The organism is Micromonospora sediminicola (assembly GCF_900089585.1).
Lineage (GTDB): Bacteria > Actinomycetota > Actinomycetes > Mycobacteriales > Micromonosporaceae > Micromonospora > Micromonospora sediminicola.
On sequence record NZ_FLRH01000003.1, the window covers coordinates 2454451 to 2466150 of the forward strand.

Below are 11700 nucleotides of genomic sequence, written 5' to 3' on the forward strand. Positions count from 1 at the left end.
TCTATGACGCTCAGTCATATCGGCAAAGAGGAGACATGCCCCTGGCTGGGACACGCGGTGTGAGGTGGCCTGCTGCCGGTGGCGTCGCGCCGTGCGATCCGCTTCTCCGCCAGCCGGCCGCCGAGTGGCTGCGACCCGGGGTGTGATCGAGCCGGCGACCCTGTTCGCCGCCACCGCACCCAGGACGGATCGGGCACAGCCCGGCGCCCGCAGCACTCGCCTCCGCAACGCCTTTCGAGCTGATATCAGAAACGACTCGGGGGGAGGGGGCCGGTGCCCGCCCGCGACGGGAGCGTGAGTCGTTGACGGCATCAGCTCGATAGGCAGCGTGACGGGCACGGCCCGGCCCGTGCGGGGTCACCGGACGCCCCCGTCGGTGGTGTCCGCCGGCCGGATGCCAACTGCGCCGTGTGGGGTGTTGGCTGCTCGCCTCAGGATCACCGCCCGCGACGCCTCGAGATCTTGGAAGGAAACGGCCCCGATGAGGGCCGTTACCTTCCAAGATCTCGGGACCGTCGACCCGATGCCGACGTCGGCGCAGAGGGCGTCGACGGCGATGTGAGCCCTGATGTCCGGTTCTGCGGGCCGCCGCGCATAGTGGCTGGGTGCCATGAGCGCGTGTGTCGGGTTGGGTGGTGGTCGGCGCCACCGTGAGCGTGGAATCGGTGCCGGGGGTCAGGCGTTGTACCGGGTAGACCGCGCGCCGCCCCGACCGTCGAGTCGGCAGGCCAGGCCCCGGTCGGACCGGTGGTTACACACCCGGTTCGGCAGGCCGCCCGGTCGGAAATGACCCGCCGCCCGCCGATGGTTACACACCCCGGACCCCGGCAGGCCGCCCGGTTGGAATGACCGGCCCCCGCCGGTGGTTACATCCCCCTGAGCCGCCCGTGCAGGCCACCCCGCTGGCCGCCGCGCAGGCCCCGTGCACGCCCTGTCGGGCCGCCGGACTTGCAGACTTCCCCCCTCTTCACACGGCACCCCCGTGCCGTGCCCCCCCACCCCCCCCTGGGAGGCATCATCATGGCTACCACCCTGCTGCGTAAGACCGTGCTGACCGCTGCTGGTATCGCCGCGACCGCCGGTGGCATCGCCGGCCCCGCGATCGCCGCCCACGCCGCCCCCACCGACACCACCACCGTGGTCGCCGACCGCAAGGGCCACGGCGAGCGGGAACTCGACGTGCGCTACGAAGCCCAGCCCAACTTCTACTACTGCGGCCCCGCCGCCACCCGCAACGCCATCAGCGTCCTGGGCAAGAACATCGACGTCCACGCCATGGCCCGCGAAATGGGCACCACCGAGAACGGCACCAACAGCATCAACGACATCACCCCGGTCCTGAACAAGGAAACCGGCAAGCCCTACCGCTCCGTCGAAATCAAGAGCGGTAAGGCCGACGACAAGCAGACCGACACCCTGCGCGCCGACATCATCCGCACCGTCGACGACGGCCGCGCCGTCGTGGCCAACATCGCCGGCACCGCCACCGACACCGACAACACCACCCACTCCTTCGAAGGCGGCCACTACATCAGCGTCATCGGCTACCGCGACAACGGCAACACCGTCACCATCGCCGACAGCGCCAACCCCAACATGGCCTCCTACCGGATGAGCATCGACAACCTCGCCGACTGGATCGCCACCCGCGGCTACAGCACCAGCTGACCCAACACGGCAAAGGGCCCGACCCCACCACGGGGCCGGGCCCTTTCTCATCCGTCGGCGAGGACCGCGAGGATCCCCTCGCCGTACTTGGCGAGTTTGTTCTCGCCGACGCCGTTGACGCGGGACAGTTCGGCCAGCGAGGCCGGCGGCTCGGCGGCGATCTGGCGCAGGGTGGCGTCGTGGAAGATCACGTATGCCGGCACGCCCTGTTCCTTGGCGGTGGCCGCGCGCCACGCACGGAGCCGCTCGAAGACCGGCGCGGCGGTGGGGGAGAGATCGGCGACGACGGTGGCCGCGCCCCGGGGCTTCGCGGCCCGGCCGGACAGCGGCCGTTCCGGCTCCTTGCGCAGGGTGACGGTGCGCCGCCGGCCGAGCACGTCGGCGCTGGCCTCGGTCAGCGCCAGCGTGCCGTAGTCGCCCTCCACCGCGAGCAGGCCCTCGGCCAGCAGTTGACGCACCACGCCGCGCCACTCGGCGTCACGCAGTTCGGTGCCGATGCCGAAGGTGCTCAGCGTGTCGTGGCCGTGCTGGTCGATCTTGTCGGTGTGCTTGCCGAGCAGGATGTCGATGCTGTGCCCGGCGCCGAACCGCTGGTTGCGTTCGCGGTCGAGCCGGTAGACGGTGGAGAGCAGCTTCTGCGCGGCGACCGTGCCGTCCCAGGACTCCGGCGGGTCGAGGCAGGTGTCGCAGTTGCCGCAGGTGGCCGCGCCGGACTCGCCGAAGTAGTCGAGCAGTTGGGCGCGGCGGCACCGGACCGTCTCGCAGAGCGCCAGCATGGCGTCGAGGTGGGCGGCGAGGTTGCGCCGGTGCGCCAGGTCGCCCTCCGACGTCTCGATCATCTTGCGTTGCTGCACCACGTCCTGCAGCCCGTAGGCCAGCCAGGCCGTCGAGGGCAGCCCGTCGCGGCCGGCGCGGCCGGTCTCCTGGTAGTAGCCCTCCACCGACTTGGGCAGGTCGAGGTGGGCGACGAAACGGACGTCGGGCTTGTCGATGCCCATGCCGAACGCGATCGTGGCGACCATGACCAGCCCGTCCTCGCGCAGGAAGCGCTGCTGGTTGGCGGCGCGGGTGCGCGCGTCCAGGCCGGCGTGGTAGGGCAGCGCCGGGATGCCGTTGGCGACCAGGAACTCGGCGGTCTTCTCCACCGAGGCCCGGGACAGGCAGTAGACGATGCCGGCGTCGCCCGGGTGCTCGTCGCGCAGCAGGCTCAACAGCTGCCGGCGCGGCTCCCGCTTGGGCACGATCCGGTACTGGATGTTGGGCCGGTCGAAGCTGGCCACGAAGTGCCGGGCCTCGGTGAGCCGGAGCCGGGTGGCGATCTCGGTGCGGGTGGCCCGGGTCGCGGTGGCGGTGAGCGCGATCCGCGGCACGTCCGGCCACCGCTCGTGCAGCATCGACAGGTTGAGGTAGTCGGGACGGAAGTCGTGCCCCCACTGCGAGACGCAGTGCGCCTCGTCGATCGCGAACAGGGCGATCCGGCCGCGCTCCAGCAGGCCGAGGGTGGAGCGCACCGCGAGCCCCTCCGGCGCGAGGTAGAGCAGGTCCAGCTCGCCGGCGAGGTAGGCCGCCTCGACCCGGCGTCGCTCGGCGGGCTCCTGGGTCGAGTTGAGGAAGCCGGCCCGGACGCCGACCGCGGTGAGCGCGTCGACCTGGTCCTGCATGAGCGCGATCAGCGGGGAGACGACCACCGCCACGCCGTCGCGGACCAGCGCCGGGATCTGGTAGCAGAGCGACTTGCCGCCACCGGTGGGCATGAGCACCAGCGCGTCGCCGCCGGCCACCACGTGCTCGACGACCTCCTGCTGGAAGCCGCGGAAGGCGTCGTAGCCGAAGACCCGGCGCAACACCCGCAGCGCGTCCTCGGTCCGCTCGTCGGTGGGGGAGACCATCCGCGCAGTCTACGAGCGCCCGCCGACAACGCCCCGTCCCGCGCGGGCGTGTGGCGGGTACGGGTACCCCGACAAATCGGGCAACCGCCTGTTCCGGTGGTCACCCCGTGGAATCCCGGGCGGGGTCGCAGCCGTTAGAGTCGGCGACTGACCATGCGCGGCCGCTCGGCCGCGGCGCCACGGCTGGGGGTAGCGGGTGAGCGAGGCGCGGACGGCGGGAGAGCTGGTGCCGACCGACACGGAGACGGTGCCGGTGCGGCCGGCGCCGGCCGAGGCGGACACCTCCCTGGTGGTGGTGACCGGCCTGTCCGGCGGCGGGCGCAGCACGGTGGCGCGGGCGCTGGAGAACGTCGGCTACTACGTGGTCGACAACCTGCCCCAGGCGCTCCTGCTCGACATGGCCGAGCTGGCGTTCAAGGCCGGCGGCGCCGCCCGGCGTACGGCGATGGTGCTGGACGTGCGCTCGCGCGCCTTCTCCACCGACCTGGCCGGGGCGATCCGGGAGCTGCGCGAGCGCGGCTTCTCCCCCCGGGTGGTCTTCGTGGACGCCGACGACGAGGTGCTGATCCGGCGGTTCGAGAGCGTGCGCCGCTCGCACCCGTTGCAGGGCGACGGGCGGCTGGCCGACGGCATCGCGGTGGAGCGGGCGCTGCTGGAGGAGGCCCGCGACCAGGCCGACGTGATCATCGACACCAGCCACCTGAACGTCAACCAGCTGCGCCGCCGGGTGGAGGAGCTGTTCGGCGGGGAGGACGCCCGCCGGCTGCGGATCACCGTGCTGTCGTTCGGCTTCAAGTACGGCCTCCCGCCCGACGCCGACTTCGTGATGGACGCGCGCTTCCTGCCGAACCCGTACTGGGTGCCGGAGCTGCGCGAGCACACCGGCCGGGAGGAGGCGGTCAGCGCGTACGTGCTGGGCCAGGAGGGCGCGGACGCGTTCGTCGCCGGCTACGCCGACCTGGTCAACGCCACCACGGCCGGGTTCGAGCGGGAGGGCAAGCGCTACCTGACCGTGGCCGTCGGTTGCACCGGCGGCAAGCACCGCAGCGTGGCGATCGCCGAGGAACTGGCCGCCCGGCTGCGCCGCTCCGGCATCGCCGCCAACGCGCAGCACCGGGACCTGGGGCGGGAATGACCCCGACCAGGGTGGTCGCGTTCGGCGGCGGGCACGGACTCTCGGCGTCGTTGCGGGCGCTGCGGCACTGCGTACCCGGACTGGACCTGGACATCACCGCGGTGGTCACGGTCGGTGACGACGGCGGCTCCAGCGGCCGGCTGCGCGCCGAGCGCGGCGGCCTGCCCCCGGGTGACCTGCGCCAGGCGCTGGTCGCCCTGGCCGGGGATCACCCGGCCACCCGGCGCAGCGCCGCGCTCTTCCAGCACCGCTTCGCCGCCAGCGCGCCGGCGCCGACGCCCGCCGCGCCGGTCGCGTCGGGCGCGGGCGATCCGCTGGTCGGCCACGCGGTCGGCAACCTGCTGCTGCACGGGCTGACCGAGCTGCTCGGCGACCCGGTGGCCGCGCTCGACCACGCCGGCGCCATGCTCGGCGCGGTCGGCCGGGTGCTGCCGATGTCCCGCCAGCCGGTCGGCATCGAGGCCCGGGTGCGCGCCGTCGACCCGGCCCACCCGGACGAGGTGCGCACCGTGCGCGGCCAGCACCAGGTGGCGGTCACCTCGGGCACTGTGGAGTCGCTGCGACTGACCCCGGCCGCGCCGGCCGCGTGCGCCGAGGCGGTGACCGCGGTACGCGCCGCGGACTGGCTGATCTTCGGGCCCGGCAGTTGGTACACCAGCGTGCTGCCGCACCTGCTGGTGCCGGGCCTGGCCGACGCGATCGTGTCCAGCCCGGCCCGCCGGCTGGTGACGCTGAACCTGGTGGCCGAGAAGGAGACCTCCGGGCTCTCCCTGCCCGACCATCTGGACACCCTGCGGCGCTATCTGCCCGAGTTGAAGGTGGACATGGTGCTGGCCGACTCCACGGCGGTGGGTGACCCCGCGGCGGTCGAACGTGCGGCAGAATCGCTGGGTGCCCGGCTGGTCCTCGCCCCCGTCGCCGTCACCGACGGCACGCCCCGTCATGATCCGGCCGCACTCGGCGCCGCACTGGTGCCTGTCCTGGGCGCCGATCGTTAGACACGTACGTAATCACCGGCGACACGCCGGAACCGGTCCTGAGGGGGCGCTGGAATGGCGATGACGGCTGCGGTCAAGGACGAGCTGAGTCGGGTCGACGTGCCCAAGCCCTGCTGCCGCCGGGCGGAGATGGCGGCCCTGCTGCGCTTCGCCGGCGGCCTGCACATCGTGTCGGGTCGCGTCGTGGTCGAGGCGGAGCTGGACACCGGCGCGGTGGCCCGCCGGCTGCGGCGGGAGATCGCCGAGGTCTACGGCTACCCGAGTGAGATCCACGTGCTCGCCTCCGGCGGCCTGCGCAAGGGCAGCCACTTCATCGTGCGGGTGGTCAAGGACGGCGAGGCGCTCGCCCGGCAGACCGGCCTGCTGGACGTGCGCGGCCGCCCGGTGCGGGGCCTTCCGCCGCACGTGGTGGCGGCCAACGTGTGCTGCGCGGTGTCGGCCTGGCGGGGCGCGTTCATGGCGCACGGCTCGCTGACCGAGCCGGGCCGCTCCAGCGCGCTGGAGATCACCTGCCCGGGGCCGGAGTCGGCGCTGGCGCTGGTCGGCGCCGCCCGCCGGATCGGCATCACCGCGAAGAACCGCGAGGTGCGCGGCGTGGACCGGGTGGTGGTGAAGGACGGCGACGCGATCGCCGCGCTGCTCACCCGCATCGGCGCGCACTCCAGCGTGCTGGCCTGGGAGGAGCGTCGGGTCCGCCGGGAGGTGCGGGCCACGGCCAACCGGCTGGCCAACTTCGACGACGCGAACCTGCGCCGCTCGGCCCGCGCCGCGGTGGCCGCCGCCGCCCGGGTCACCCGGGCGCTGGAGATCCTCGCCGACGACGCCCCCAACCACCTGACCTCGGCCGGGCGGCTGCGGCTGGAGCACCGCCAGGCCTCCCTGGAGGAGTTGGGCGCGCTCGCCGAGCCGCCGCTGACCAAGGACGCCATCGCCGGCCGGATCCGCCGGCTGCTCGCGCTGGCCGACAAGCGGGCCCGCGACCTGGGCATCCCGGATACGGAAGCGGCCGTCACGCCCGACATGCTCGTGGTCTGATAGGACCGGTGAGGCGTCGAGCTGCGAGGGGGATCACCACCCGGCGCAGCACGGCGGCGCGCGCTCGGATAAGGTCGCTGCGTACGGCAAGGGGGCCGGCAAAGGCATCCCTCGCCGTGCTCACCGCCTCGGGCGGTCTGGTCTCCTGGGACCGCGGCGGGGTGGCCGAGATGAACCGTCAACGGCCGGCTCCACCGGTCGGCGAACAATCTCCGCCGGCCGGGCTCCGACGCCGGCGGACCAGAACGCGAGGAGATGGGACCTGTGACCATCCGGGTTGGCATCAACGGCTTCGGCCGGATCGGCCGTAACTTCTTCCGGGCAGTGCTGGCGTCCGGCGCTGACATCGAGATCGTGGCGGTCAACGACCTGACCGACAACGCGACGCTCGCGCACCTCGTCAAGTACGACAGCATCCTGGGCCGTCTCCCGCACGAGGTGAAGGCCAGCGCCGACGAGATCACCGTGGGTGGCAAGGCCATCAAGGTGTTCGAGGAGAAGGACCCCGGCAAGCTGCCGTGGGGCGAGCTCGGCGTCGACGTCGTCATCGAGTCCACCGGGTTCTTCACCGACGCCACCAAGGCGAAGGCGCACATCGACGGCGGGGCCAAGAAGGTCATCATCTCCGCGCCGGCGAAGAACGAGGACGTCACCGTGGTCATGGGCGTCAACCAGGACCAGTACGACCCGGCCAAGCACAACATCATCTCGAACGCGTCCTGCACCACGAACTGCCTGGCCCCGATGGCCAAGGTCCTGCAGGACACGTTCGGCATCACCAAGGGTCTGATGACCACCATCCACGCGTACACGCAGGACCAGAACCTGCAGGACGCGCCGCACAAGGACCTGCGCCGGGCCCGGGCCGCCGCGCTCAACATCGTGCCGACCTCGACCGGCGCCGCGAAGGCGATCGGCCTGGTGCTGCCGGAGCTGAAGGGCAAGCTGGACGGTTACGCGCTGCGGGTGCCGATCCCGACCGGCTCGGCCACCGACCTGACCGTCGAGGTCGGCCGGGAGACCACCGTGGACGAGGTCAACGCCGCGCTGAAGGCCGCCGCGGAGGGCCCGCTCAAGGGCGTCCTGGTCTACAACGAGGACCCGATCGTGTCCGCCGACATCGTCACCGACCCGGCGTCGTGCATCTTCGACGCGCCGCTGACCAAGGTGATCGGCAACCAGGTCAAGGTCGTCGGCTGGTACGACAACGAGTGGGGCTACTCCAACCGCCTCGTCGACCTGGTCAAGCTGGTCGGTTCCTCGCTGTGACAGGGATCCGCAACCTCGACGACCTGCTCGCCGAGGGGGTGTCGGGTCGGCGCGTGCTGGTGCGCGCCGACCTGAACGTCCCGCTCGACAAGCAGACCGGTGAGATCACCGACGACGGCCGGATCCGCGCCGTCCTGCCGACGCTGAGCGCGTTGGTGCAGGCCGGCGCGAAGGTGGTCGTCTGCTCGCACCTGGGCCGCCCCAAGGGCGCGCCGGACCCGCAGTTCAGCCTCCGTCCGGTCGCCGGCCGGCTCGGTGAGCTGCTCGGCGCCCCGGTGCACTTCGCCGAGGACACCGTCGGCGACTCGGCCCGGTCGACCGTGGCGGAGTTGGCCGACGGCCAGGTCGCCCTGCTGGAGAACCTGCGTTTCAACAAGGGCGAGACCAGCAAGGACGACACCGAGCGGGGCGCCTTCGCCGACCAGCTCGCCGCGCTCGGCGACGTGTACGTGGACGACGCGTTCGGCGCCGTGCACCGCAAGCACGCCAGTGTGCACGACGTGCCGGCGCGGCTGCCGCACGTCGCCGGCCGCCTGGTGCTGCGTGAGGTGGAGGTGCTCAGTCGGCTCACCGGCGACCCGGAGCGGCCCTACGTGGTGGTTCTGGGCGGCTCGAAGGTCTCCGACAAGCTGGCCGTGATCGAGGCGCTGCTGCCCACTGTCGACCGGCTGCTGATCGGTGGCGGGATGTGCTTCACCTTCCTCAAGGCCCAGGGCCACGAGGTGGGCACGTCGCTGCTGGAGGCGGACATGGTCGAGACCTGCCGCAACCTGATGGAACGCGCCCCGGGCAAGATCATGCTCCCGGTCGACGTGGTGGCCGCGGACGCCTTCGCCCCGGACGCCGCGCACGACACCGTGCCGGCCGACGGCATCCCCAGCCACCGGCTGGGGCTGGACATCGGCCCGGAGACGGTGGCCGGTTTCGCCGCCGCGCTGTCGCAGGCGAAGACCATCTTCTGGAACGGCCCGATGGGCGTGTTCGAGATGGCGGCGTTCGCGAACGGCACCCGCGGGGTGGCCGAGGCGATCACCAAGGCCGACGCGTTCAGCGTGGTCGGCGGCGGTGACTCGGCGGCGGCGGTGCGGGCGCTGGGCCTGGACGAGTCCTCGTTCGGGCACATCTCCACCGGCGGTGGCGCCTCCCTGGAATACCTGGAGGGCAAGACCCTCCCCGGCATCGCGGCCCTGGAGAACTGAATGGCGAGCACCACCCGCCGGCCGCTGATGGCCGGCAACTGGAAGATGAACCTGAACCACCTCGAGGCCAACCTGCTGGTGCAGAAGCTGGCCGCGAGCCTGAACGAGAAGCAGCTCACCGACGTCGAGTGCGTGGTGCTGCCGCCCTTCACCGACCTGCGTACCGTGCAGACCGCGGTGGACGGCGACAAGCTGCTGATCGGCTACGGCGCGCAGGACCTGTCGCCGTTCCAGTCGGGCGCCTACACCGGTGACATCGCCGGGCCGATGCTGGCCAAGCTGGGCTGCGGCTACGTGGTGGTCGGCCACTCCGAGCGGCGGCAGTACCACTACGAGGACGACGCGCTGGTCAACGCGAAGGTGGCGGCGGCGCTGGCGAACGGGCTCACCCCGATCCTGTGCATCGGCGAGGGCCTGGAGGTGCGCGAGCAGCTCCGTCAGGTGCCGCACTGCTGCGACCAGCTCGACGGCGCGCTGAAGGGGCTCACCGCCGAGCAGGTCACCAGGGTCGTCGTGGCGTACGAGCCGGTCTGGGCGATCGGCACCGGCAAGACGGCGACGCCGGAGGACGCCCAGGAGGTGTGCGGCGAGGTGCGCAAGCGGCTCGTCGAGACCTACGACGAGGCCACCGCGCAGCAGGTCCGGATCCTCTACGGCGGCTCGGTCAAGTCCTCGAACGTCGCCGCGATCATGGCGCAGCCGGACGTGGACGGGGCCCTGGTCGGGGGCGCCAGCCTGGACGCCGAGGAGTTCGCGAAGATCTGCCGGTTCCCGGAGCACACCGCCCGCTGATCGCTCGCTATCCTTGACGCTGCCCGTCCAGTGGTCGGTGCCGCTGTGCCCGACAGGTCCGGGCAGTGATCGTAACGAGAGGACTGACCCCCGCCATGCCGATCTGGTTCGCCTACACGATGATCACGTTGCTGGTCATCACCAGCGTGCTGCTCGTCCTGCTGATCCTCCTGCACCGCGGTAAGGGCGGCGGGTTGTCGAGCATGTTCGGCGGCGGCGTCAGCTCCAGCCTGGCCGGTTCGTCCGTGGCCGAGAAGAACCTCGACCGCTACACCGTCCTGGTGGGGATCGTCTGGTTCGCGTGCATCGTCGGGATCGGGCTCTGGCTCCGGCTCCAGATGAGCAGCGGCACCTGAGCGAGCGCCGAGAAGCGTACAATCTGCGCGCGGTCCGTCACGGACCGCGCGCAGTTTTGTTTCTCCGCCCGTCGCCCGGCGCCGACCCCCTCCGGCGCCGGTCCCCTCCGACGACAGGGAGCGAGCAACCGTGCCCAGCAACAACGTCATCCGCGGCACCCGGATCGGGTCCGCCCCCGAGCGTTTCGACCAGCGCACCGAACCGGCGCCGCGCCGGCCGGTCGTCTACTGGTGCCGCCACGGGCACCGGGTCGAGTTCCTGATCGCCGCCGAGGCGGAGACGCCCGCGTCGTGGGACTGCCCCCGCTGCGGCGAGCCGGCCGGCCCCGACCCGGGCAACCCGCCGGGCCGCACCCGCGCCGAGCCCTACAAGACCCACCTGGCGTACGTGCAGGAGCGGCGCACGCCGGAGGAGGGGGAGGCGCTGCTCGCCGAGGCCCTCGCCGCGCTGCGCCGCCGTCGCGGCCGCGCCTGAGCCCAGGCGTTAAGAAGAGGCCCCTTCTCTACCGGAGGCGTTAAGAAGGGGCCCTTCCTTACCGCTCAGCGCAGGCTGCGCGACCGGGGCGGCACGTCGGCCGCCGCGGCCCGGTCCAGCAGCCAGAGGGTACGGGAGACACCCCGCACCCCCGCCGCCGGCAGTTGCCGGGATCCGGCCCCGGCCAGCGCCATGCCCACCGCCCGCGCCTTGTCCGCCCCGGCGGCGACCAGCCACACCTCCTCGGCCGTGTTGATCGCCGGCAGGGTCAGCGTGGTCCGCACCGGCGGCGGCTTCGGGCTGCCCCGCACCGCGCTGACCGGGCGGTTGTCGTGGTGCACCGGGTGCTCCGGGAACACCGACGCCACGTGCCCGTCCTCGCCCACGCCGAGCATCAGCACGTCGAAGTGGGGCAGGGTGGCGTGCCCCGGCCGGGCGGCGGCGGCCAGCTCCCGCGCGTACCCGGCGGCGGCCGCCTCCGGGTCGTCGCCGGCCGGACCGTCCGACGCCGGCATCGGGTGCACCCGCGCCGGGTCCAGCGGCACCGCGTCCAGCAGCGCCGCCCGGGCCTGGGTCTCGTTGCGCTCCGGGTCACCGGCCGGCAGGAACCGCTCGTCGCCCCACCACACGTCGACCCGGGACCAGTCCACGGCGTCCCGGGCGGGCAGCTGCCCGACCGCCCGGTAGACCGCCGCGGCGATCCGCCCGCCGGTCAGCACCACCGACGCCTGGCCCCGCTCGGCCTGCGCGTCGAGCAGCTTCACCACCAACCGGGCCGCCACCGCCTGCGCCAGCAGGTCGGGGTCGGCGTGTACGGCGACACTCGCCTCAGTCATCCGTGTGCTCTCTGTCCGACCGCCCCGCGGCGGTCACCTGTGCTGTCC

At 72.6% G+C, this 11700-nt stretch carries 11 protein-coding genes; 9 read left to right on the forward strand and 2 right to left on the reverse strand.

What is annotated here, in order from left to right; genetic code table 11:
• Nucleotides 1-1020: 1020 nt before the first annotated feature.
• Nucleotides 1021-1668, forward strand: coding sequence for a C39 family peptidase (locus GA0070622_RS12100; RefSeq protein WP_091573396.1), 648 nt, complete (start codon nucleotides 1021-1023; stop codon nucleotides 1666-1668).
• Nucleotides 1669-1715: 47 nt separating this feature from the next.
• On the opposite strand, the gene recQ is transcribed toward GA0070622_RS12100, so the two are convergent.
• On the reverse strand, nucleotides 1716-3557 hold the full coding sequence (recQ, locus tag GA0070622_RS12105; RefSeq protein WP_091573397.1) for a DNA helicase RecQ: 1842 nt from the start codon (nucleotides 3555-3557) through the stop codon (nucleotides 1716-1718).
• A 226-nt stretch (nucleotides 3558-3783) separates the two neighbouring features.
• On the opposite strand from recQ, the gene rapZ reads away from it, so the two are divergent.
• The 8 genes from rapZ to GA0070622_RS12145 all read left to right on the forward strand — a co-directional run bounded on the left by rapZ (nucleotide 3784) and on the right by GA0070622_RS12145 (nucleotide 10816).
• On the forward strand, nucleotides 3784-4692 hold the full coding sequence (gene rapZ / locus GA0070622_RS12110) for an RNase adapter RapZ (protein ID WP_369700232.1): 909 nt from the start codon (nucleotides 3784-3786) through the stop codon (nucleotides 4690-4692).
• Nucleotides 4689-5690: a gluconeogenesis factor YvcK family protein gene (locus tag GA0070622_RS12115; RefSeq protein WP_091573398.1), complete on the forward strand. Its 1002-nt coding sequence runs from the start codon at nucleotides 4689-4691 to the stop codon at nucleotides 5688-5690. Before rapZ ends, GA0070622_RS12115 begins: the two co-directional genes overlap by 4 nt.
• Nucleotides 5691-5744: 54 nt before the next feature.
• Nucleotides 5745-6725 carry a DNA-binding protein WhiA gene (gene whiA, locus GA0070622_RS12120; protein ID WP_018788213.1) on the forward strand — a complete coding sequence of 327 codons (981 nt, stop codon included), beginning with the start codon at nucleotides 5745-5747 and terminating at the stop codon, nucleotides 6723-6725.
• Nucleotides 6726-6989: 264 nt separating this feature from the next.
• On the forward strand, nucleotides 6990-7994 hold the full coding sequence (gap, locus tag GA0070622_RS12125; RefSeq protein ID WP_091573399.1) for a type I glyceraldehyde-3-phosphate dehydrogenase: 1005 nt from the start codon (nucleotides 6990-6992) through the stop codon (nucleotides 7992-7994).
• A gap of 5 nt (nucleotides 7995-7999) precedes the next feature.
• The gene (locus GA0070622_RS12130) at nucleotides 8000-9193 is read left to right on the forward strand and encodes a phosphoglycerate kinase (protein WP_091577230.1); all 1194 of its coding nucleotides are present in this window, start codon (nucleotides 8000-8002) and stop codon (nucleotides 9191-9193) included.
• Nucleotides 9194-9985, forward strand: a complete 792-nt coding sequence (gene tpiA / locus GA0070622_RS12135; RefSeq protein ID WP_091573400.1) for a triose-phosphate isomerase — start codon at nucleotides 9194-9196, stop codon at nucleotides 9983-9985.
• Nucleotides 9986-10080: 95 nt separating this feature from the next.
• Nucleotides 10081-10341 carry a preprotein translocase subunit SecG gene (gene secG / locus GA0070622_RS12140; RefSeq protein WP_091573401.1) on the forward strand — a complete coding sequence of 87 codons (261 nt, stop codon included), beginning with the start codon at nucleotides 10081-10083 and terminating at the stop codon, nucleotides 10339-10341.
• A gap of 130 nt (nucleotides 10342-10471) precedes the next feature.
• A complete protein-coding gene (locus GA0070622_RS12145) occupies nucleotides 10472-10816 on the forward strand; it encodes an RNA polymerase-binding protein RbpA (RefSeq protein ID WP_091573402.1) in 345 nt (114 codons plus the stop codon).
• Between the two features lie 65 nt (nucleotides 10817-10881).
• On the opposite strand, the gene pgl is transcribed toward GA0070622_RS12145, so the two are convergent.
• Nucleotides 10882-11652: a 6-phosphogluconolactonase gene (pgl, locus tag GA0070622_RS12150; RefSeq protein WP_091573403.1), complete on the reverse strand. Its 771-nt coding sequence runs from the start codon at nucleotides 11650-11652 to the stop codon at nucleotides 10882-10884.
• Between the last annotated feature and the right edge of the window lie 48 nt (nucleotides 11653-11700).